General features: G+C 70.2%; 23 protein-coding genes and 1 pseudogene. 18 read left to right on the top strand and 6 right to left on the bottom strand.

The genetic code is table 11. From position 1 onward, the window contains the following. Window positions 1-155: 155 nt before the first annotated feature. The 4 genes from KIK09_RS41370 to KIK09_RS41355 are packed head-to-tail and all read left to right on the top strand — an operon-like array spanning window position 156 to window position 5,719. On the top strand, window positions 156-1,886 hold the full coding sequence (locus KIK09_RS41370) for a peptide ABC transporter substrate-binding protein (RefSeq protein WP_214324961.1): 1,731 nt from the start codon (window positions 156-158) through the stop codon (window positions 1,884-1,886). Between the two features lie 4 nt (window positions 1,887-1,890). Then, entirely contained in the window at window positions 1,891-2,850 is a 960-nt protein-coding gene (locus KIK09_RS41365; protein WP_214324960.1) for an ABC transporter permease, read from the top strand. Continuing rightward, entirely contained in the window at window positions 2,847-3,731 is an 885-nt protein-coding gene (locus tag KIK09_RS41360) for an ABC transporter permease (RefSeq protein ID WP_214324959.1), read from the top strand. The genes KIK09_RS41365 and KIK09_RS41360 overlap by 4 nt, the downstream gene beginning before the upstream one ends. 2 nt (window positions 3,732-3,733) lie before the next feature. Next, window positions 3,734-5,719 (top strand): ABC transporter ATP-binding protein, encoded by a 1,986-nt coding sequence (locus KIK09_RS41355; RefSeq protein WP_214324958.1) that lies wholly within the window; start codon window positions 3,734-3,736, stop codon window positions 5,717-5,719. Window positions 5,720-5,733: 14 nt separating this feature from the next. On the opposite strand, the gene gap is transcribed toward KIK09_RS41355, so the two are convergent. Further along, window positions 5,734-6,738, bottom strand: coding sequence for a type I glyceraldehyde-3-phosphate dehydrogenase (gene gap / locus KIK09_RS41350; protein WP_214324957.1), 1,005 nt, complete (start codon window positions 6,736-6,738; stop codon window positions 5,734-5,736). A 50-nt stretch (window positions 6,739-6,788) separates the two neighbouring features. Here gap and KIK09_RS41345 point away from each other — a divergent pair, with 50 nt between their 5' ends. The 3 genes from KIK09_RS41345 (at window position 6,789) to KIK09_RS41335 (ending at window position 8,886) form a co-directional block, all read left to right on the top strand. Then, complete coding sequence (locus tag KIK09_RS41345) at window positions 6,789-7,226, top strand: MarR family winged helix-turn-helix transcriptional regulator (protein ID WP_308164633.1); 438 nt, start codon at window positions 6,789-6,791, stop codon at window positions 7,224-7,226. Window positions 7,227-7,340: 114 nt separating this feature from the next. Beyond that, window positions 7,341-7,865 carry a YceI family protein gene (locus tag KIK09_RS41340; RefSeq protein ID WP_250574595.1) on the top strand — a complete coding sequence of 175 codons (525 nt, stop codon included), beginning with the start codon at window positions 7,341-7,343 and terminating at the stop codon, window positions 7,863-7,865. A gap of 52 nt (window positions 7,866-7,917) precedes the next feature. Then, on the top strand, window positions 7,918-8,886 hold the full coding sequence (locus KIK09_RS41335) for an aldo/keto reductase (RefSeq protein WP_214324954.1): 969 nt from the start codon (window positions 7,918-7,920) through the stop codon (window positions 8,884-8,886). Between the two features lie 39 nt (window positions 8,887-8,925). Here KIK09_RS41335 and KIK09_RS41330 read toward each other — a convergent pair whose 3' ends face one another. Beyond that, on the bottom strand, window positions 8,926-9,666 hold the full coding sequence (locus KIK09_RS41330; protein WP_214324953.1) for an SDR family NAD(P)-dependent oxidoreductase: 741 nt from the start codon (window positions 9,664-9,666) through the stop codon (window positions 8,926-8,928). 81 nt (window positions 9,667-9,747) lie between these two features. Between KIK09_RS41330 and KIK09_RS41325 the strand changes: the two genes are divergently transcribed. Then, window positions 9,748-10,131, top strand: a complete 384-nt coding sequence (locus KIK09_RS41325; protein ID WP_214324952.1) for a MerR family transcriptional regulator — start codon at window positions 9,748-9,750, stop codon at window positions 10,129-10,131. An 11-nt stretch (window positions 10,132-10,142) separates the two neighbouring features. Here KIK09_RS41325 and KIK09_RS41320 read toward each other — a convergent pair whose 3' ends face one another. Continuing rightward, entirely contained in the window at window positions 10,143-10,868 is a 726-nt protein-coding gene (locus KIK09_RS41320; protein ID WP_214324951.1) for a PaaI family thioesterase, read from the bottom strand. A gap of 50 nt (window positions 10,869-10,918) precedes the next feature. On the opposite strand from KIK09_RS41320, the gene KIK09_RS41315 reads away from it, so the two are divergent. The 6 genes and pseudogenes from KIK09_RS41315 to KIK09_RS41295 all read left to right on the top strand — a co-directional run. After that, window positions 10,919-11,533: a GntR family transcriptional regulator gene (locus tag KIK09_RS41315; protein ID WP_214324950.1), complete on the top strand. Its 615-nt coding sequence runs from the start codon at window positions 10,919-10,921 to the stop codon at window positions 11,531-11,533. Continuing rightward, window positions 11,530-12,624, top strand: coding sequence for a threonine aldolase family protein (locus KIK09_RS41310; RefSeq protein ID WP_214324949.1), 1,095 nt, complete (start codon window positions 11,530-11,532; stop codon window positions 12,622-12,624). The genes KIK09_RS41315 and KIK09_RS41310 overlap by 4 nt, the downstream gene beginning before the upstream one ends. Then, entirely contained in the window at window positions 12,621-13,838 is a 1,218-nt protein-coding gene (locus tag KIK09_RS41305; RefSeq protein WP_214324948.1) for a M24 family metallopeptidase, read from the top strand. Before KIK09_RS41310 ends, KIK09_RS41305 begins: the two co-directional genes overlap by 4 nt. Continuing rightward, the gene (locus tag KIK09_RS41300; protein WP_214324947.1) at window positions 13,835-14,647 is read left to right on the top strand and encodes an NAD-dependent epimerase/dehydratase family protein; all 813 of its coding nucleotides are present in this window, start codon (window positions 13,835-13,837) and stop codon (window positions 14,645-14,647) included. The genes KIK09_RS41305 and KIK09_RS41300 overlap by 4 nt, the downstream gene beginning before the upstream one ends. An 18-nt stretch (window positions 14,648-14,665) precedes the next feature. Beyond that, entirely contained in the window at window positions 14,666-14,995 is a 330-nt protein-coding gene (locus KIK09_RS58435; RefSeq protein ID WP_250574593.1) for an MFS transporter, read from the top strand. Further along, window positions 14,974-15,453, top strand: a pseudogene (locus KIK09_RS41295) (aldehyde dehydrogenase family protein); the annotation flags it as partial. The gene KIK09_RS58435 and the pseudogene KIK09_RS41295, both read left to right, overlap by 22 nt. A 14-nt stretch (window positions 15,454-15,467) precedes the next feature. Here the strand turns inward: KIK09_RS41295 and KIK09_RS41290 are convergent. Further along, window positions 15,468-16,409, bottom strand: a complete 942-nt coding sequence (locus tag KIK09_RS41290; RefSeq protein ID WP_250574646.1) for an MFS transporter — start codon at window positions 16,407-16,409, stop codon at window positions 15,468-15,470. A 98-nt stretch (window positions 16,410-16,507) separates the two neighbouring features. Here KIK09_RS41290 and KIK09_RS59625 point away from each other — a divergent pair, with 98 nt between their 5' ends. Continuing rightward, a complete protein-coding gene (locus KIK09_RS59625; protein WP_275956454.1) occupies window positions 16,508-16,630 on the top strand; it encodes a hypothetical protein in 123 nt (40 codons plus the stop codon). On the opposite strand, the gene KIK09_RS41285 is transcribed toward KIK09_RS59625, so the two are convergent. After that, window positions 16,620-17,219, bottom strand: a complete 600-nt coding sequence (locus KIK09_RS41285) for a TetR/AcrR family transcriptional regulator (protein WP_214324944.1) — start codon at window positions 17,217-17,219, stop codon at window positions 16,620-16,622. The two genes, KIK09_RS59625 and KIK09_RS41285, sit on opposite strands and share 11 nt — an antisense overlap. A gap of 61 nt (window positions 17,220-17,280) precedes the next feature. On the opposite strand from KIK09_RS41285, the gene KIK09_RS41280 reads away from it, so the two are divergent. After that, the gene (locus KIK09_RS41280; RefSeq protein WP_214324943.1) at window positions 17,281-17,841 is read left to right on the top strand and encodes an RBBP9/YdeN family alpha/beta hydrolase; all 561 of its coding nucleotides are present in this window, start codon (window positions 17,281-17,283) and stop codon (window positions 17,839-17,841) included. Beyond that, entirely contained in the window at window positions 17,838-18,224 is a 387-nt protein-coding gene (locus KIK09_RS41275) for a putative antibiotic biosynthesis monooxygenase (RefSeq protein ID WP_214324942.1), read from the top strand. The genes KIK09_RS41280 and KIK09_RS41275 overlap by 4 nt, the downstream gene beginning before the upstream one ends. A 4-nt stretch (window positions 18,225-18,228) precedes the next feature. Here the strand turns inward: KIK09_RS41275 and KIK09_RS41270 are convergent, their stop codons facing one another. After that, entirely contained in the window at window positions 18,229-19,083 is an 855-nt protein-coding gene (locus KIK09_RS41270; RefSeq protein WP_214324941.1) for a LysR family transcriptional regulator, read from the bottom strand. Window positions 19,084-19,154: 71 nt separating this feature from the next. Here KIK09_RS41270 and KIK09_RS41265 point away from each other — a divergent pair, with 71 nt between their 5' ends. Then, a complete protein-coding gene (locus KIK09_RS41265; RefSeq protein ID WP_250574592.1) occupies window positions 19,155-19,856 on the top strand; it encodes a CTP synthase C-terminal region-related (seleno)protein in 702 nt (233 codons plus the stop codon). Window positions 19,857-20,047 lie beyond the last annotated feature (191 nt).

Raw genomic sequence — 20,047 nt, 5'->3', positions numbered from 1 at the left:
GACGATCATCGAAAGATGTCTTGGCGCGGACTCTACCCCGAAATAAGTCCGGTGAACAAAGTGGATTTTTCGGATTGACTTCCTGCAAACCAGTCAATACATTCTCCCGCTGAGTGACCCCCAGAAGGGCACGCGCACGTTCGACGAGGAGAACCATGGGGACGAGAATCCGCATCGTGAGCGGCCTGGCCGCCCTCGGGCTCGGCCTGACCGCCTGCAGCGGCGGCGGCGCCGGTAGCAGTTCGCAACAAGGCGGCGCCCAAGGCAAGGACACCGTCACGGTGGCCTTCCGCACGCCCAACTGGATCCTGCCGATCTCGGCCCCCGGCTTCACCCAGGGCGAGAACGACATCTTCTCCACCGCCCTGTACCGCAAGCTGTACGCCTACCAGCTCGACGGGGCCAGCCAGGACAACATCGACACCGAGCGCTCGCTGGCGCAGCCGCCGGCCGTCAGCGACGGCGGCAAGACGCTGACCATCACGCTCAAGGACAACACCTGGTCCGACGGCAAGCCCATCACCACCAAGGACATCCAGTTCTGGTGGGACCTGGTCACCACCAACAAGGACAAGTGGGCCTCCTACAAGCCCGGCGGGTTCCCCGACAACATCGCCAGCTTCCAGGTCAAGGACGACAAGACCTTCTCCTTCACCACCAAGAAGGCCTACAACACCGCCTGGTTCGTGGACAACCAGCTCAACCGCATCGTCCCCATCCCCCAGCACGCCTGGGACAAGGGCGACGCCAAGCAGACCTTCGCCCAGCTGACCGACGCCGCCAAGGACCCCAAGTCCTACGCCACCAACCCGCTGTGGAAGACCAACAGCGGCCCGTGGAAGCTGGCGAGCTACGTCCCCAACGGCGAGGTCGTCCTGGCCAAGCAGGACACCTACTCCGGCAGCGACAAGCCGAAGCTGAACAAGATCGTGCTGCGGCCGTTCACCGGCGACGACGCCGAGTTCAACGTGCTGCGCGCCGGCCAGATCGACTACGGCTACATCCCGCCGGCCAACCTGTCGCAGAAGTCCTATCTGGAGTCCAAGAGCTACAAGATCTCCCCCTGGTACGGGTGGTCGATCACCTACCTGCAGCTCAACTACAACAACCCCAAGACCGGGGTGCTGTTCAAGCAGCCCTACCTGCGCCAGGCGCTGCAGATGCTCATCGACCAGCCGACCATCAGCAAGGTCATCTGGTCCGACATGGCCGCCCCCACCTGCGGCCCGGTGCCCGCCAAGCCCGGCTCTCCCGCCGGTCAGGGCTGCGCCTACGGCTTCGACCCGGCCAAGGCCAAGCAGCTGCTGGAGTCCAACGGCTGGAAGGTCGTGCCCGACGGGCAGAGTACCTGCCAGGACGCCGCCAAGTGCGGTGACGGCGTCGCCGCGGGCACGCCGCTGAGCTTCACCGTCACCAGCCAGTCCGGCTTCACCGCCACCTCCAAGATGTTCGCCGAGATCAAGTCCCAGATGGCCAAGCTCGGCATCCAGCTGACCATCAAGGAGGTGCCCGACTCCGTCGCGGTCACCCCGGCCTGCAAGCCGTCGGACGCCAAGTGCTCGTGGGACATGTCGTTCTTCGGCTCCCAGGGCAGCTGGTACTACCCCGCCTTCGCCTCCGGCGAGCGGCTGTTCCAGACCGACGCCCCCGTCAACCTCGGCAGCTACTCCAGCCCCGAGGCCGACCAGCTGATCGACGCGGCCCAGTTCTCCGCCGACGCCGGCGCGCTGACCGCCTACAACGACTTCCTGGCCAAGGACCTGCCGGTGCTGTGGATGCCCAACCCCGTGTACCAGATCTCGGCCTACAAGTCGGATCTGCAGGGCGTCGACCCGCAGGACCCGATGAACCTGATGTACTTCCAAGACTGGTCCTGGAAGAGCTGACCCAGTGGCCCGCTACCTCCTGATGCGCCTGGGCCAGGCCCTGGTCATCGTGATCCTGGTGACGCTGATCACGTTCGTGATCCTGCACTTCCTGCCAGGCGGCGCGGCGCGGGCCATCTTGGGCAAGGAAGCGACGCTGGAACAGATCGCCGCCTTCAACCACGAGATGGGATACGACCGGCCGCTGTGGGAACAGTACGCGCTGTACCTGCAGCGGCTGGTCCGCGGCGATCTGGGCTACTCCTTCCAGCTCAACCAGTCGGTGGCCGAGGCCATCGGCCAGCGCCTGCCCAAGACCATGCTGCTGTCGCTGGCTTCGACCCTGCTGGCGATCGTGGTGGCCATCCCGCTGGGCGTGGTGCAGGCGGTCCGCCGCAACAAGTGGCCCGACTACACCATCAACGCGGCCTCCCTGCTGGCCTACGCCACACCGATCTTCTTCATGGGCCTCATGATGATCATCCTGTTCTCGCAGGTGTGGCCGGTACTGCCGCCCGAGGCCCCGCAGGGCTTCACCCTGGCCGAGGTGCTGGCCGACCCGGCGGGGCTGGTCCTGCCCACCGTCACACTGGCCATCCTCACCGTCGCCGTCTACTCCCGGTACGTGCGCTCGTCCATGGTCGACAACCTCAACGAGAACTACGTGCGCACCGCCCGCAGCAAGGGCCTGTCCGAGGGCCGGGTGATCGTCGGGCACACGCTGCGCAACGGCCTGTTCCCCGTCATCACCCTGCTCGGCATGTACCTGCCCGCGCTGTTCTCCGGCGCCCTGGTGGTCGAGCGGCTGTTCAACTACCCGGGCATGGGGCTGCTGTTCTGGCAGTCGGCGCTCAAACGCGACTACCCGATCCTGCTCGGCGTCACGCTGCTGATCTCGGTGGCCACCGTGCTCGGCGCGCTGGTGGCCGACGTGCTCTACGCCGCGGTCGACCCGCGCGTGCGACTCAAGGCAGGCCGTTCATGACCACCACCGTCCAGGAAGAAGAGGCGCCCGTCCGCTCGATGTGGCGCCAGGGACTGGAAGTCTTCTCGGAAAACCGGCTGGCCCTGGTCGGCGTCGGCATCTTCGTGCTGCTGGCGGCCTTCTGCTTCCTCGGCCCGATCTTCTACCACACCGACCAGGTCCACACCGACCTGGCCAAGGTCTTCCTGTCCCCCGGTACGGCAGGCCACCCGCTGGGCACCGACGGCGTCGGCTACGACCAGCTCGGCCGCCTGATGCTGGGCGGCCAGACCTCCATCGTGGTCGGCCTGGCCGCGGGCCTGCTGGCCACCGTCGTCGGCACCGTGTGGGGCGCGATCGCCGGATTCGCCGGCGGCTGGGCGGACGCGGTCATGATGCGCGTGGTCGACGCCATGATGTCGATCCCGGCGCTGTTCCTGTTCATGCTCATGGCCTCGATCTTCACCCCGACCGTGCCGATGCTCATCGTGATCATCGGGGCGTTCGCCTGGCTCGGCCCCGCCCGGCTGGTCCGGGGCGAGGCGCTGACGCTGCGGACCCGCGAGTACGTGATCGCCATGCGCGGCATGGGCGGCACCGGCGGCCGCGCCGTACGCAGGCACATCATCCCCAACGCCATCGGCACGGTGATCGTCAACGCCACCTTCCAGATCGCCGACGCGATCCTGTACGTGGCCTACCTGTCCTTCCTCGGCCTGGGCGTGCCGCCGCCCGCGGCCAACTGGGGCGGCATGCTCTCCGACGGGCTGTCCGACACCTTCAGCGGCCACTGGTGGCTGCTGTATCCGCCGGGAATCGCCATCATCCTCATCGTGCTCGCCTTCAACTTCATCGGCGACGGGCTGAGGGACGTCTTCGAGGTCCGCCTCAGGAGGAGATAGCCGTGAGCTTGTTGAGGCTTGTCGACCTCAGTACCGACATCGCGCTGCGGCGCGGCACCGTGCACGCCCTCGACCAGGTCAACCTGGAGGTACGGCAGGGCGAGACGCTCGGCATCGTGGGCGAGTCCGGCAGCGGCAAGACCATGACCGTCCTGTCGATCATGGGTCTGCTGCCGCCGGGCGGCCACGTCGCCGGCGGGCAGATCCTCTTCGACGGGCGCGACCTGCGGGAGATGTCGCCCGAGGAGCTGCGCCGGGTGCGCGGGGTGGAGATGGGCATGGTCTTCCAGGACCCGCTCACCTCGCTCAACCCCACCATGCGCATCGGCGCCCAGGTCGCCGAACCCCTGCGCATCCACCAGGGCCTGGGCAAGGCCGAGGCACGCGAGCGGGCCATCGAGATCCTGCGCAGGGTCGGCATGCCCCGCCCCGACAAGATCGTCGACAACTACCCGCACCAGCTGTCGGGCGGCATGCGCCAGCGCGTGGTCATCGCCATGGCGCTCATCCGCTCCCCGCGCCTGCTCATCGCCGACGAGCCCACCACCGCCCTGGACGTCACCACCCAGCGCCAGATCCTCGAGCTCATCGACGACCTGCGCGAGGAGTTCAAGATGGCGGTCATCCTGGTCACCCACGACCTCGGAGTGATCGCCAACCGCGCCGACCGGGTCGCCGTCATGTACGCCGGGCGGGTGGTGGAGACCGCCACCACGGCCGAGCTGTTCCGCTCGCCGCGCCACCGCTACACCCAGGCGCTGATGAACGCGCTGCCGGAGTCGGCGGCCGACGGGCGGCTCTACAGCATCCCCGGGCTGCCGCCGGACCTGTCGCGGCCGCTGACCGGGTGCCGCTTCGCGGCGCGCTGCGGCTTCGCCACCGACGAATGCCGCACCACCGACGTCCAGCTCACGGGTGACGGGCATCGGTTCGCCTGTCTGCACCCCGTCACCGAGGCCGTCACGATCTCCGGCTCGGCCCCCGCCCCTCGCTCCGAGGTGCCCGACAAATCGGGCACGATCCTGTCGGTGCGGGAGCTGGTCAAGGAGTACGAGGCCGGCGGCGACGGCTTCGGCAGGAGCCCCGGCAGGGTCTCGGCCGTGGCCGACGTGTCCTTCGACGTCAGGGCCGGTGAGACGCTGGGCATCGTGGGCGAGTCCGGCTGCGGCAAGTCCACCGTCGGCCGCCTGGTGGCCGGGCTCGAAGCCCCGAGCGGCGGACAGATCATCATCGACGGCACCGACATCGCCACCCTGGACCGGCGTGCCCGCCACCAGATGCACCGGCAGGTGCAACTGATGTTCCAGGACAGCTACGCGGCCATGAACCCGCGCATGCGCATCGACGCCATCCTGTCCGAGCCGCTGGAGATCCAGCAGGTCGGCGACTCCGCGGCCCGCCGTACCCGCATCAGCGGCCTGCTCGACCAGGTCGGGCTGTCGCGGCGGGCGCTGGAGCGCTACCCGCACGAGTTCTCCGGCGGGCAGCTGCAGCGCATCGGGCTGGCCAGGTCGCTGGCGCTGGAACCACGGCTCATCGTGGCCGACGAGCCGGTCAGCGCGCTGGACGTGTCGATCCAGGCGCAGGTGCTCAATCTCATGCGCGACCTGCAGCGCGAGCTCGGCCTGTCGTACGTGTTCATCAGCCACGACCTGTCGGTGGTCGACTACATGGCCGACCGGATCGGCGTGATGTACCTGGGCAAGCTCGTCGAGATCGGGCCGGCCCGCGAGGTGGTCCGCGCCGCGCGCCACCCCTACACCCAGGCGCTCATCGACGCCGTCCCCACGCCCGACCCGTCGCGCTCGCCCAGTCCGAGTACGGCCATCCGCGGCGAGCTGCCGAGCGCGATCAACCCGCCCAGCGGGTGCCGTTTCCGCACCCGCTGCCCCGTGGCCCAGGACATCTGCGCCACGGAGCCTCCGCTGCAGGGCGGCCTCCACCAGGTCGCCTGCCACTTCCCCCTGCGGGCGGAAGCGGCGGCCTGACCCCTCGTGATCGGTCAGAGAGTCCGGCCGATCATGAGGGTGAGGTCGATGAGGCGGTTGGCGTAGCCCCACTCGTTGTCGTACCAGCCGACCACCTTGACCTGCGACCCGAGCACGCGCGTGAGCTGGGCGTCGAAGACGCAGGACGCGGGATCGGTGACGATGTCCTGGCTGACGATCGGCGCCTCGGTGTAGGACAGCAGCCCCTGGTACGGCCCGGCCGCCGCCTCGGCGTAGGCCTGGTTGACCTCCTCCACCGTGGTGGGGCGCAGCGTGGTGACCGTGAGGTCGGTCACCGATCCCGTCGGGACCGGCACCCGCAGCGCGAAGGCGTCCAGCCTGCCGCGCAGCTCCGGCAGCACCAGGCCGATCGCCTTGGCCGCGCCGCTGGAGGTGGGCGCGATGTTGAGCGCCGCCGCCCGGGCCCGCCGCAGGTCGGAGTGCGGGCCGTCCTGCAGGTTCTGGTCCTGGGTGTAGGCGTGGACGGTGGTCATCATGCCCGAGTCGATGCCGACCGCCTCGTGCAGCACCTTGGCCAGCACGCCCAGGCAGTTGGTGGTGCACGAGGCGTTGGAGATGACCGTGTGCTGCTCGGGGTCGTAGGCGTCCTGGTTGACGCCGAGCACGATCGTGACGTCCTCGCCGCTGGCGGGGGCGGCGATGACGACCTTCTTGGCGCCGCCGTCGACGTGCGCGCGGGCCCTGGCCGCCTGGGTGAACACGCCCGTGGACTCGATGACCACGTCCACGCCCAGCTCACCCCACGGCAGGTCGGCCGGGTCACGCTCGGCCAGCACCCGCACCGTCGCGTCTCCGACGCGGATCGCGCCCGGCTCCGCGGTCACCCGGCCGGGGAAGCGGCCCAGGATCGAGTCGTAGGCCAGCAGGTGGGCCATGGTCGCCACCTCGCCCAGATCGTTGACCGCGACGATCTCCAGGTCCTCGCCGCGTGCCGCCGCGGCGCGGAAGAAGTTCCGCCCGATCCGTCCGAAACCATTGATACCAACACGAACAGTCATGGCAGACATCATAAGCAGCTTATATAAATTTGCGATATATGCTGTTGCGGGTGGACGACAGCGAACTGGACGTGGATGACTTCACCACGGCGATCGAGAACTTCAACCGCTTCTACATCCGCCTGCCCACGCTGGAGAAGCTGTCGTTCACGACGCTGTCGGTGCTGGACACGCTCGCCTTCAACGACGGCCCGATGCGGCTGACCGACCTGACCAGGACCGAGCAGGTCAGCCAGCCCGGCCTCACCCAGCTGATCACCCGGCTCGAGCGCGACGGGCTGGTCGAGCGCCACCCTGACCCCTCCGACGGCCGCGCCGTCCTGGTGCACATCACCGAGGCGGGCCGGCGGATCGGGCGCTCCCGCCACGACGACCGCACCCGCCATCTGGTCCCGCTCGTCGACCGCCTGACCCCCGACCAGCGCCGCGCCATCGCCCAGGCCCTCCCCGCCCTGACCCGCCTGGCCGAACTCGGCCGTGGCACTTGAGCGCTTCGCCTCACATTCCCGGTGGTTGTCTCGTCGGACTCCTGAGATGGCATCCCGTGAACCCGAGAGGGCGCGGGGTGAGCACCGACAAGGAAGCGACCAAGCATGTCAACCATGACCAGGCTCAGCGAGCTGACCGGCGACTACGTCCTCGACACCGCCCACACGCGGATCGGCTTCGTCGCCCGGCACACGATGGCCACCAGGGTGCGCGGGCAGTTCGAGGAGTTCGAGGGCAGCGCCTACCTGGACGGCGACGACCCGTCGAAGTCCAGCGCCCGGCTCACCATCCGGGCCAAGAGCATCCAGACCCACAACCCGCAGCGCGACGACCAACTGCGCGGCACGTTCCTGTACACCGACGACCACCCGGCCATCACCTTCGCCTCGACCGCGGTGGCGCAGACCGGCGAGACCACCTTCAAGGTCACCGGTGACCTGACCATGCGCGGCGTGACCAAGCCGGTCACCGTGGACTTCGCGCTGACCGGGGCCAGGAACGGCTCGCGGGTCGGCTTCAAGGGCAGCGTCACGATCAACCGCAACGACTGGGGCGTGAACTGGAACGCCGCGACCAAGGTCCTGGTCGGCTCGATGGTGGTGCTGGAGTTCGACGTCGCCGCGGTCCGCCGGTCCTGACGGCTACAGGGCCGCGAAAGGCGGCTGTTCGCCCGGGGATAGGGTCGAGCTCATGGACTATGCGCGACTGGGTACGTCAGGGCTGAAGGTTTCGCGGATCTGTCTGGGGATGATGAGCTACGGGGACCCGGCGCAGCGCGCCTGGTTCCTGGACGAGGAGGCGGGCCGGCCGATCGTGCGGGCCGCGGTCGAGGCCGGGGTTAACTACTTCGACACCGCGGACATGTACTCGACCGGGGTCAGCGAGGAGATCACCGGGCGGCTGCTCAAGGAGCTGTTCCCGCGCCGCGAGGACTACGTGCTCGCCACGAAGGTGTACTTCCCGATGAGCGACGGGCCCAACGACCGGGGCCTCTCGCGCAAGCACATCCTCGACTCCATCGACGCCTCGCTGCGGCGGCTCGGGACCGACTACGTGGACCTCTACCAGATCCACCGGTGGGACTACGAGACGCCGATCGAGGAGACGATGGAGGCGCTGCACGACGTCGTGAAGTCGGGCAAGGCGCGCTACATCGGCGCGTCGAGCATGTACGCCTGGCAGTTCGCCAAGGCGCAGCACGTCGCGCCGACGCCTTTCGTGTCCATGCAGAACCACTACAACCTGGTCTACCGGGAGGAGGAGCGGGAGATGATCCCGCTCTGCCTCGACCAGGGGGTCGGCCTGGTGCCGTGGAGCCCGCTCGCCCGCGGGATGCTGGCCGGGACCTGGGAGCGCGGCGGCGTCCGGTCCACGACCCGGGCCAGCACCGACGCCTACGCCGAGGCCCTCTACACCGACGACGACTTCGACGTCGTGGACGCCGTACGGGCGGTGGCGGGCGAGCGTGACGTGCCCGCGGCGCAGGTCGCGCTGGCGTGGCTGCTGGCCAAGCCCGGCGTCACCGCGCCGATCGTGGGGGCCACCAAGCTCTCGCACCTGCAGGACGCGGTCGCCTCGGTGGGGATCGCCCTGGACGAGAAGGAGATCGAGCGCCTCGAGGCGCCCTACCGGCCGCACCCGATCCTCGGTCACGAATAGCCAGACGCCGCCCTCCCCCTGCGGGAGGGCGGCTCGCCGTCAGGTGGTGTACCCGCCGTCCACGGCCAGGGCGGTGCCGGTCACGTAGCGGCCGCCGGGACCCGCCAGGTAGGCCACCGCTTCGGCGATGTCCTCTGCCTCGCCGTACCGCCCCAGAGCGGTGAGGGAGCGCTGGAAGTCGGCGGTCTCGCCGTCGGCCGGGTTCATGTCGGTGTCGATCGGGCCCGGGTCCACGACGGTGGCGGTGATCCCGCGCGGCCCGAGCTCCCGGGCGAGTCCCTTGGTCAGCCCGATGAGCGCGGATTTGGCCGTCGCCTGCAGGACGAAGTTCGAGCCGGGAACGCGCCCGTTGAAGCACGACCCGATGCTGATGATCCGCCCGCCGTCGCCCATGTGCCGGGCGGCTGCCTGGGCGGCCAGGAACACCGACCGGACGTCAACGGCGAGCACCCGGTCCAGCTCCGCGACCGACACCTCTGCCAGCGGGCCATACGTGAGGAAACCCGCGTTGTTCACCAGGATGTCGATGCGGCCCAGTTCCCGTACCGTCTGCTCCACCGCCTCGGCCGCGGCCTCCGGATGGGCAAGGTCGGCCTGGATGAGCGCGGCCGTGCCACCGTCCGCCTCGATCTGCTTGGCCACCTCGCGCGCCTGGTCCACTGCCTGGACATAGGTCAGCGCGACCGCCGCCCCCGCGTCTGCGAGCCGCCTTGATATCGCCGCGCCGATCCCCCTGCTGCCGCCCGTCACCAACGCCACCTTGCCGGTCAAGTCACTCATCAAGGTCTCCTCTGTAGATGGTGTGCTCCGGCATGGTAGAAGTTGACATCAATGTCAGATTCAAGTCCTGCGAGGTGCGGAATGCGGATCGGCGAGCTGGCCCGGCGCAGCGGGGTGAGCGAGCGTTCCCTGCGCTACTACGAGGCGCAAGGACTGCTACGCGCGGAGCGCACCCCCGGCGGCCACCGGGACTACGGCGAGTGGGCGGTCGACCGGGTCATCCGCATCCAGACGCTCTACGCCGCGGGACTGAACAGCAAGAAGATCGCCCAACTGCTGCCCTGCATGAGAGACGCGGACGGTCGCCCGAACGAGATCGCCACCCCGAAGCTGGTCGACGAGCTCACCGCGGAGCGCGACCGCATCAACCACCTGATCACCGATCTGGTCCGCTCGCGCGACGTCCTGGAGGAAGTGATCGGCACAGCTTCGGAGAACGGCCCGGCATCGCTCACCACGCGGTAGCCACCGCCTGATCAGCGGGCATCGATCCACAGCGACTCGGCCAGCGCGCACAGCTCGCCGTGCTCGGTGGCCACGGCACTGCCCAGGACGGTTTTGCGGCCGATGCGGGAGATCAGCCAGCCGAACACGACGTGCCGTTCGCCGACCGCGATCGGACGGACCAGGCGGGCCGAGAGGCTGGCGGTCAGCGCGGCGTGCGGGGCGCCGGTGAGCCGGACGCGCGCCATGCCCGCCGGGCAGTCCAGTGCGGCCCAGGCCAGCTCGTCCGGTAGCACGCCGTCACCCAGGGACGGCGCCGGACGCCACGCGGCCGCGACCAGCCCGCCGCCCGGGTGCAGGCCGAGCAGCTGACGCAGTCCTTCTCCCTCGGCACGTCCGTAGCCGCAGCCGAAGCAGTCGGAGGTGACGAGGGGCGATTCGGTCATGTGCTCACCCGTCGCCCGGAGCGCCTCCTCCCACGTCGGCGGTTCGGGAACGGTGACCTCGACCTCGGCCGCCCTGGAGACCGCGAGAGGCCCCTGCCCGTCGGCGAGCCGCCCGCCGTCCTCGCCGAAGGACAACTCCAGCGGAACGCCCAGCGGAGTCGGCCGCAGGAAGTCCACCCGCTGATCACCGCCGGCGGACCGAGCACCCAGCAGCCCGGCGACATATCCACCGAAGGCGATGCCGGGCCATCCGTAGGTCCCCTCGGGGATGACAACCGATCCGGGCGTCCTTGACCCTGCGATGTACTCCATACTATATATTGTATGTGAACTCGGAGCACTCAGTCACCTCAGCGCGAGATGTGGCCTACGCGTATCTCCGCACCGGGCTTGTGGAGGGCCGCCTGCGCCCAGGGGAGATCCTCGACGACGCCACGATCGCACAGGAGATCTCGGTGAGCCGGACCCCGGTCCGAGAGGCGCTCATCCAGCTGGAACGCGAAGGCATGGTGACCAGCCCGCCACGCCGCAGGCCCAAGGTCGCCGAGGCGCGGCCCGACGATCTGGCGCAGATCGTCGCCCCGCTCGGAGCGCTCCAGGCGCTGGCGGCTCAACTCGCCGCGCCGTACGCGACCGACGACGACGTGGCCGCCATGCGCAGCCACAACAGCGAACTCCTGCAGGCGGTCGAGGACGGCGACTTCGCACGGGCCCGCCTGGCGGACATGGCCTTCCACCGCGTGTTGGTGAGCAGGGCGGACAACCGCTTCATCACCTCATGCATCGACTCGCTGGAGATGCACACCAGTCGCGTCGTGTCGCTGTACTTCCGCAACCGCGGACCCGACGGGGAGTCCGCGCGCGAGCACGCCGAGATCATCCAGGCCGTCGTCGACCATGACGCGGGCGCGGCGGCCAAGGCCACCCGCAGCAACTACCTGCGGGGGCTCAGCCTGGCCGGGGAGGAGGAGGCATGACGGTCCGTTCGGTGGCCACCGTCATCGAGGATCTGCGGGCCGATCCCCGCACCGACCCCGGCGCCGTCAACCTGTCCTCCGACACCCAGACCAGGCCCACCGGCGGCATGCGCCAGGCCATCGCGCAGGCGGTCGTCGGGGATGAGCAGACCCGCTCAGATCCGACGACGCTCGCCCTGGAGGAACGGGTCGCCGACCTGCTCGGCCATGACGCGGCCGTCTTCCTGCCCTCGGGCACCATGTGCAACGAGATCGCGGTGCGGCTGCACGTGGGCCACGCGGGCGACGAGGTCCTCGCCGAGGCGACATCCCACCTCGTCAACGCCGAGGCCGGCGGCCCCGCCGTACTGTCGGGTGCGGTGCTCACTCCCCTCCAGGGAGAACGCGGTGTCTTCACCGGCGAACAGCTGGCGAGCAGGATCCGGCCGCCGGGCAACCGGTACACGCCGGTCACCCGGCTGGTGTGCGTCGAGCAGACCGCCAACGCCGGTGGCGGGCGCGTCTGGCCGCTGGACGTCATGCGGCGGGTCGTGGAGGTCGCCAGGGAGAACGGGATCCGCACCCACCTGGACGGCGCGCGCCTGCTGAACGCCTCGATCGCGAGCGGGATCGAGGCGCGCGCGTACGCGAGCCTCTTCGACACCGCCTGGATCGACTTCTCCAAGGGCCTGGGAGCACCGGCGGGCGCGGTGCTGGCGGGCAGCGCGAGCCTCATCGAGCAGGCCTGGCGCTACAAGCAGATGTGGGGAGGCGCGATGCGCCAGTCGGGGCTGCTGGCCGCGGCGGCCCTGTACGCGCTGGACCACCACGTCGAACGGCTGGCCGTGGATCACGCGCATGCCAGGGCACTGGCCGAAGGGCTGGCCGGAATCGACGGCATCGACCTCGACCTGTCACACGTGGAGACCAACATCGTGTGCTTCGAGGTCGACGACGCCCCCGGCTTCGAGGCAGGTCTTGCCGCCCACGGTGTGCTCGTCGGCGCCAAGGGACGCCGCCGCGTCAGAGCCGTCACCCACCTCGACCTCACGGCGGACGACATCGCCACCGCGATAGCGGCGGCCAAGGCGGTCATGGAGGCACGACGATGACGCACACGGACCCCCGACCGGACTCGGTGGCGAACCTGCCCCGTCTGGCGGCGCTCTTCGCGGAGGCGGGAGTGGACGCGCTGGTGGCCTCCAGCGTGGAGAACGTCATCTACCTCACCGGCTACGAGCACTGGCCGCTGCACGTCTTCCGCGAGCACAACGTCTTCGCCGTGGTGCGGGCCGACGGGCGCCGAGCCCTGATCGCCCCCCGCAACGCGGGCGAGTACCTCGCCATGTCCCCACCCGACGACTGCGACCTGTACACCTACGGCGACTTCTTCGTCGCGTCCGCTCCCTTCGAGGAACTCTCGACGCTGGATCGCGCGCTGATGGCCGTCAGGCGGGAGCCCCCGCACGAGGACACGGCGAGCCAGGCACTCCACCGGGCCCTGCGCGACCTGGGCGTCGACGGGCAACGGCTGAGCCTCGACGGTCAGGCGATGAGCGCGGGCGCGCGGGCGCGGCTGGCCGCGAGCCTGCCCGCGATCTCCGACGTGGACGGCAACGAGCTGATGCGCGCCGTACGGCGGGTCAAGACCGAGGCCGAGGTCGAGCGGCTGCGCACGGTGGCGACCGCCACCGAGGGCGCGATGCGCTCCATGCTGGAAAGCGCGAGGGTCGGCGACTCCGAGCTCGACCTGGTCCGCCGCTTCGAGCACGCGGCGCTCGAACGCGGCATCCAGCCCGGCCACTGCGAGACCAACATCGGCGAGCGCGCCGGCGGCTGCTACCCACCCGACCGCGACGTCCGGGTCAGGAGCGGGGTGGCGATCCGGTCCGACTGCGGCGGTCGCCACCGCGGCTACTGGGCCGACACCGGACGCAACAGGTTCGTCGGCGACGTGCCCGGCGACCTGGTCAAAGCGCTGAACGCGACCCGAGCGGGCATGGAGACCCTGGTCGAGCTGGTCAAGCCGGGCGCGGTCGTCTCCGAGCTGGCGGCGGCGGGCATCGAGGCGGTCCGCCGGGCAGGGCTGCCCGACTACCGGCGCCACCACGTCGGGCACGGGATCGGCCTGGAGATGTACGAGCACCCCATCCTCACCCCCCGGCCGGACGGCGAGCGCCACACCCTGGTCGAAGGGGAGGTCATCAACCTCGAAGTCCCCTACTACGCGGTGGGAGCCGGCGGGCTCCAACTGGAGGACACCGTCGTCGTCACCGCGGGCGGCGCCGAATTCCTCACCTCCGGCCCCCGGACGTGGGCGCCATGAGCACGCTGCCGGGCCGCGTCCTGGTCACCGGGGCCGCGGGCGCCATCGGCACGTCCCTGCGCGGCACCCTCCTGCACAAGATCGCTCACGTGCGCCTCTCCGACATCCGCCCCGTCGGCCCGACGGCGGCGCACGAGGAGTTCGTCCAGGCCGACCTGACCGACCTCGACCAGGTCAGGGCCGCGGTGCGCGGCATGGACGCGGTCGTCCACCTCGGCGGCATCGCCGACGAGACGGACTTCGCCGCCCTCAAGGGGCCGAACCTCGAAGGTGTCTACAACGTGTTCGAGGCCTGCCGGCTCGAGGAAGTGCCGCGGGTCGTCAACACCAGCTCCAACCGCATCACCGGGTTCTATCCGGCGGGCCGTACGCTCGACGGCCTGGAGGCCGTGCGGCCGGACGGCCTGTACGGCGCGGCCAAGGCCTTCGGGGAAGCCCTCGCCAGTCTGTACGCCGACCGGTTCGGCCTCGACGTCGTCTCGGTGCGGGTCGGCTCCTTCGAGGAGCAGCCGTCGGACCCGCGTCACCTGCACACCTGGCTGAGCCCTTCCGACGCGGCCAGGCTCTACGAGGCGTGCCTGGCCGCTCCGGCCGGGATCGGCCACGTCACGATCTACGGGGTTTCACGCAACACACGCTCGTGGTGGTCGCAGAACGCGGCCGCCAGGGTGCTCGGATACCGGCCGGAGGACGACGCGGAGCAGTTCGCGAACCGGCTCCAGGCATACACCGAGCCTTACCAGGGGGGACCGTACACGCACTACGAGTACGGCGGTTGGGCCGCCAGGCCAGACGCCGGCCGTACTTGATGATCGAAGGAGCGCACCATGCTCACCAACCCCGCCCAGCCGACCGGTACCCGTAGGACGCGCGTGATCGCCGCGGCGGCGGTCGGCACCACGCTCGAATGGTATGACTTCTCCGTCTACGCGGCGCTGGCCACGTGGATCGCGGCCGCCTTCTTCCCTGCCGACAACCCCGGCGTCTCGCTGCTGAGCGCCCTGGCCGTGTTCGGCGTCGGCTTCCTGCTCCGCCCCCTGGGGGCCGTCGTCTTCGGTCACATCGGCGACCGGTACGGGCGCAAGGAGGCGCTCGGGCTGACCATCATCGTGATGGGCCTGTCCACCGCCCTGCTGGCGGTCGCGTCGGGCCGCTGATCGACCAGGCCGGGCTGGAAAAGGTCGAGCGGCTGGTGGACGACGCGCTCCGCAGGGGTGCGTCAGTCGTCGTCGGCGGGTCGCGGCCGGCGGGTCCCGGGTACTTCTACGCGCCCACGGTGCTGGCCGGCGTACCGCGTGACGCCGCGCTGATGTCGACGGAGATCTTCGGCCCGGTGGCTCCGGTCATCCCCTTCGACGACGAGGAGGAGGCCGTGCGCCTGGCCAACGACACCGAGTGGGGGCTGGTCGGATACGTGTTCACCAGGGACGTCGACCGGGCTTTCCGCCTCGGCGAGGCGCTGGAGGTCGGCATGGTGGGGGTGAACACCGGCCTGGTCTCCAATCCGGCGGCACCCTTCGGCGGCGTCAAGCAATCCGGTCTGGGCAGGGAAGGCGGGCGGGTGGGGATCGAGGAATACCTGGAGAGCAAGTACCTGGCCATTCCGCGTTCCTGACGGCACCTGGCAGGTCAGGAGGGTGTCGTGGACCGTGCCCGCGGCGCGGCGACCTCCGCGGGCCTGGACCTGACCAGCCACAGGCCGGTGAACACGGCGCAGGCCAAGGTGACGGCGCCGGCCGCGACGAAGGCGCTGTTGAGGCCCGCCTCGAAGGACGCGCCGCCGGATTCCCGGGTGCGGACGACGGCTCCGAGCACCGCCACGCCCAGCACCGCGCCGATCTGCCGGGTGGTGCTGCTGATCCCCGACGCGAGGCCGCCCTCCTGGGGGCTGACCGCCTGGATGGCGGCGCCGGTGAGCGGGGACATGGTGAGGGCGAAACCGATGCCGACGACCGCCAGCCGCCACCACACGTTCCCGTAACCGGTGTCGGCGTGTACCGAGCCCAGCGCCAGCAGGCCCAGCCCGGCCAGTGCCAGGCCGGCGGTGACCACGACGCGGAAGCCGTACCTGGCGGCGAACCGGCCCGCGAACGGGCTGACGATCACCATGGCGGCGGAGGCGGGCAGAGTCTGCAGGCCGGCGCGCAGAATCGAACTGCCCTGGACGTACACGAAGAACTGGGAGAAGAAGAAGGCCGAACCCATGAGCGCGAAACCCACCACGACCATCGCCGTGTTGGACACCGTGAACAGCCGCTGCCGGAACAGCCGCAGCGGCAGCATCGGCGTCGCAGCGCGTCCTTCGACGACGAGGAAGGCGGCGAGGATCACCACCGCGGCGGCGAAGCCGCCCAGGATGACCGGCGAGGTCCAGCCACGGGAGCCGCCCTCGATCAGCCCGTAGGTCAGCGCCCCGACGCCCAGGACGGACAGGACCGTGCCCGGGATGTCGATCGCGGGTGCGCCCGGATTGCGGGACTCGTCCAGGACGCGCAGCCCGGCCAGCAGCAGGACCGCGCCGATGGGCACGTTGACGAGGAAGATCGCGGGCCAACCGAAGGCGTCCACCAGGATGCCGCCGGCTGTTCCGCTCTCGCCGACGGGTTGGACGTGCCGATGTCGACGTTGTCCAATACTGGCGAATCCTGCGTGAGGCAGGGCTGATCAGCATGACCGTCGACGGCCGGTACCGGCGGGTGCGGCCACGCGCCGACGAGCTGGGCGACCGCTTCCCCGGCTTGCTCGATCCCATCCTGCGCCTCGGCGCGGCCGAGGCGTCGTTCAACCCCTGATCTTCGTGTTCGCCTGGAGGCCCTCGATCAGCCGGGTCACGTGGGCTGTCGCGTCGGCGGGGTCGAGCGGTTCGTGTTCCACGAGCAGCCGGTACCAGAACGGCCCGAAGACCAGGTCCGTCGCATAGCCGATGTCCAGGCCGGGGTCGAGTTCGCCGCGTTCGACGCCGCGTTCAAGCAGGTGGGCCACGATCGCGCGGCGGCTGTTCACCCAGGCGCGGAACGGCTCACGGAAGTCCTCGTCGAGTTGGGCTTCGGCCATCAGCCCGCGCAGCGTTCGGACGCGCAGTGGATGCTTCACCACCCGGTAGAGCTCGGTGACGAAGACCGCGAGATCGCTCTGCGCCGATCCTGTGTCGGGCTCGGGCATCCGCCGGTCCACGGTCTGGGTGAAGGCCTCCATCACCAGCTCGGGCCGTGAACGCCACCAGCGGTAGATGGTGCTCTTGGCGACCCCGGAACGCGCGGCGATCTTCTCGATCGTCAGGGTCTGATACCCGTCCTCCTCCAGCAGTTCGGCGGCGGCGGTCAGCACCGCCTGGTGGGCTTCGGGGCTGCGGGTGCGCCCACCCCTGCGCTCGGTTGACATGCAGATCACCGTAGCCTACGTTTCCAATCGAAACGAAACGTAGCGATTCGATTGGAATGTCATGAGCCGTGTCGTCATCTCGCACGAATACGCCAGCTCCCCCGACCAGGCGTGGTACGAGCACCTGGCCGCCGAACTGAGCCCCCACGACGTGCGGGTCCCGCAGATGCCCGACCCCGAAGCGCCGCAGCCCGAGCCCTGGCTCAAGGCAGTGGCCGCCGAGGTGACCGACCCCCGCGACACCGTCCTGGTCGGGCACAGCCTGGGCGGCGTCAACCTGCTACGCCTGCTCGAGCAGCACGACGTCGACCGCGAAGGCCCGTACGCCGGCGTCGTCCTGGTCGCCTCCATGGCCCACGAGGTCGGCTACGACCAGCTCGCCTCGTTCTTCCACGGCGGCTTCGACTGGGACCGCATCCGGCGGGCCGCCGAGCGGTTCCGGGTGCTGGTCGCCCTCGACGACCCGGTGCTCACGCCCGACCCCCTCGAGCATGTACGGCTGTTCGCCGAGCACCTGGGCGCCACGGCCGTGGTCACCCCCGACGGCGTCCACTTCAGCCGCCTCCAGGATCGCCGCCACCTGCACGAGGCCGTCGCCCTGGTCACCGAGCTGCTGCCGTGATCGTCCTGGTCACCCGGCGCGTGCGGGCGGGCAGGGAGGAGGCCTCCTGGAGATCCTCGCCCGACCGCGCCGCTCTGATCGCCGAGTCGGCCGCCCTGGCCGAGTCCCCGTCCCTCGAACGCGACCTGACCGGGCTCGACGGCTGGTTCGCACCCATCGACGGCCGGGTCGTCCGCCCTCCTGCCCGCTGGAAGACCTGGCTCGTCACCCTCGCGGCCCTCTACGTCCTGCTGCTCACCATCACCACCGTCGCCGCACCGCTCCTGTCCCCGCCGGCACCGCCGCTGCGGTTCGCGCTGCTCCTGCCTGTCCTCACCGCGCTCATGACCTGGATCGTCATGCCGAGACTCAGCCGTCTCCTGTCCTCCTGGCTGTACGGCTGAGCCGTCAGGCCGTGAGTGCGGTCACCAGCTGGGACGCCGGGCCTGGTGGGAGGGTGGCGTGCAGGACCTCGACGCGGTGCACCAGCCGGGGCGCCACCAGCGGCACGCCGGGCGCCAGTGAGGCCGGAAGCAGCGTCAGCCCGATCCCCGCGGCGACCAGGTTGAGGACTGTTTGCACGTCCTGGCCTGAGTAGTCCATCGTCACCCGGAAGCCCTCACCCATCAGGTCGCGCAGTCGCTCCACCGGGCACAGCGCGGTCTGCAGCCACCCGGCGTCCACCAGGTCGTGCAGCCGCAGCCCCGAACGGCCCGCCAGCGGATGGTCGGCGGGCAGCGCCACCACCAGGTCCTCCTCGGCGACCCCGATCGCGACCAGCGGTCCCACCTCCGGCAGCCGCAGCGGATCGCTGGGCGCGGTGACGCCGTCGGCCAGCCCCACCTCCGCCTCCCCCGCCGCCACCCGGGTCGCCACGTCGGGCAGGCCCGCCGTACCCACGCTCACCCGCAGCCGCGGCTGCTCCTCCAACGCCCGGGCCAGCCGTACGGCAAGCCGCGCCGTGAGCGCCAGCGGCGTGGTCGCGAGCGTGAGGCGGTGAGCCGGAGTGGCGGCGGTGCGGCGCACGTCGGCGCGGGCGGCGCTGATGCGGAGCAGCAGCGGTTCGGCGTGCTCGAGCAGCCGCTCGCCCGCCTCCGTCGGCGCGACGGGACGCCGTCCGAGCAGCGGCAGGCCCAGGTCGGCCTCCAGCGCAGCGACCTGCTGGGAGATCGCCGACTGGGTGTAGCCGAGCTCTTCGGCCGCGGCCGAGAACGAGCCGAGCCTGGCCACGGTCACGAAGGTGCGGAGCAGATGCGGGTCCATCAGTAATGCTTATATCAGGTCCAAATATCATCGTTGGCGCTTAAGCGGGGGGCCGGGCCACCATGGTGGGCATGAGAATCGCCCTGGTCGGAGACCGTTCCCCCAGCGTCCGCTCGCACGTGCGCATCCCCAGGCTGCTCGAGGCGCTGCGCGAGCGCGACGGCATCGCCCTCGACCCGTACTGGATCCCCACCACCGACACCGAAGGCCTGGAGCGCTTCGACGGCATCTGGATGGTGCCCGGCAGCCCGTACGCCAGCGAGGACGGCGCCGTGCACGCGGCGCGTACGGCTCGCGAGAACGGCATCCCGTTCCTGGGCACGTGCGGCGGCTTCCAGCACATGCTGCTCGAATACGCCAGGAATGTGTGCGGCCTGGACGTGGCCCACGCCGAGAACCAGCCCGACGACCTGCGCGAGTTCCTGCTCACGCCGCTGGCCTGCTCCCTGGCGGGCCACGAGGGCGAGGTCACCCTCGAGCCGGGCACGCGCGTCGAGCAGATCATGGGCCGCCGGACCACGGTCGAGGCCTACATCTGCTCCTACGGCCTCAACGAGGACTACAAGCAGCTGCTGCGGAGCCACGGCCTGGTCTTCAGCGGCCACGCCGCCGACGACGGCGCCGTCAGGGTCGCCGAACTTCCCGGCCACCCCTTCTTCCTGGCCGCGATGTTCCAGCCCGAACTCTCCGGCGACGGCACCCGCCCCCACCCCGTCATCTCCGCCTTCGCCGCCGCCATAGCCCACCACGCAGCCGCCGCCACCACCCACTGACACCCTCTCGCGAACCTCGGAAGCCAGCACCCGTACAGCAAGCAACCCGACCCACCAGCCCAGGCAGAACGCCAGACCGCACCCCGGCGCAGCGCGGGCAGCGCACTTGCCGCGAAGCCTCACGCGTCAGCGGGTTCTCCCGGGCGTCGGCGGCGACCTTCGCGAGACGCCGCGCGTCCGCCCGGTCTTCT

Source organism: Nonomuraea sediminis (assembly GCF_018531495.1).
GTDB lineage: Bacteria > Actinomycetota > Actinomycetes > Streptosporangiales > Streptosporangiaceae > Nonomuraea > Nonomuraea sediminis.
The sequence above is the reverse complement of the archived record's forward strand: the minus strand, read 5'-3'. Positions and strand labels throughout refer to the sequence as shown.

Excerpts from the sequence above, each read along its gene's own strand:
- KIK09_RS41325 (WP_214324952.1), top strand. The coding sequence starts at position 9,748 with ATGCGGATCGGCGAGCTGGCCCGGCGCAGCGGGGTGAGCGAGCGTTCC.
- gap (WP_214324957.1), bottom strand. The coding sequence starts at position 6,738 with ATGACTGTTCGTGTTGGTATCAATGGTTTCGGACGGATCGGGCGGAAC.
- KIK09_RS41360 (WP_214324959.1), top strand. The coding sequence starts at position 2,847 with ATGACCACCACCGTCCAGGAAGAAGAGGCGCCCGTCCGCTCGATGTGG.
- KIK09_RS58435 (WP_250574593.1), top strand. The coding sequence starts at position 14,666 with ATGCTCACCAACCCCGCCCAGCCGACCGGTACCCGTAGGACGCGCGTG.
- KIK09_RS41270 (WP_214324941.1), bottom strand. The coding sequence starts at position 19,083 with ATGGACCCGCATCTGCTCCGCACCTTCGTGACCGTGGCCAGGCTCGGC.
- KIK09_RS41330 (WP_214324953.1), bottom strand. The coding sequence starts at position 9,666 with ATGAGTGACTTGACCGGCAAGGTGGCGTTGGTGACGGGCGGCAGCAGG.
- KIK09_RS41265 (WP_250574592.1), top strand. The coding sequence starts at position 19,155 with ATGAGAATCGCCCTGGTCGGAGACCGTTCCCCCAGCGTCCGCTCGCAC.
- KIK09_RS41335 (WP_214324954.1), top strand. The coding sequence starts at position 7,918 with ATGGACTATGCGCGACTGGGTACGTCAGGGCTGAAGGTTTCGCGGATC.
- KIK09_RS41300 (WP_214324947.1), top strand. The coding sequence starts at position 13,835 with ATGAGCACGCTGCCGGGCCGCGTCCTGGTCACCGGGGCCGCGGGCGCC.
- KIK09_RS59625 (WP_275956454.1), top strand. The coding sequence starts at position 16,508 with ATGACCGTCGACGGCCGGTACCGGCGGGTGCGGCCACGCGCCGACGAG.
- KIK09_RS41310 (WP_214324949.1), top strand. The coding sequence starts at position 11,530 with ATGACGGTCCGTTCGGTGGCCACCGTCATCGAGGATCTGCGGGCCGAT.
- KIK09_RS41305 (WP_214324948.1), top strand. The coding sequence starts at position 12,621 with ATGACGCACACGGACCCCCGACCGGACTCGGTGGCGAACCTGCCCCGT.
- KIK09_RS41320 (WP_214324951.1), bottom strand. The coding sequence starts at position 10,868 with ATGGAGTACATCGCAGGGTCAAGGACGCCCGGATCGGTTGTCATCCCC.
- KIK09_RS41280 (WP_214324943.1), top strand. The coding sequence starts at position 17,281 with ATGAGCCGTGTCGTCATCTCGCACGAATACGCCAGCTCCCCCGACCAG.
- KIK09_RS41340 (WP_250574595.1), top strand. The coding sequence starts at position 7,341 with ATGACCAGGCTCAGCGAGCTGACCGGCGACTACGTCCTCGACACCGCC.
- KIK09_RS41285 (WP_214324944.1), bottom strand. The coding sequence starts at position 17,219 with ATGTCAACCGAGCGCAGGGGTGGGCGCACCCGCAGCCCCGAAGCCCAC.
- KIK09_RS41370 (WP_214324961.1), top strand. The coding sequence starts at position 156 with ATGGGGACGAGAATCCGCATCGTGAGCGGCCTGGCCGCCCTCGGGCTC.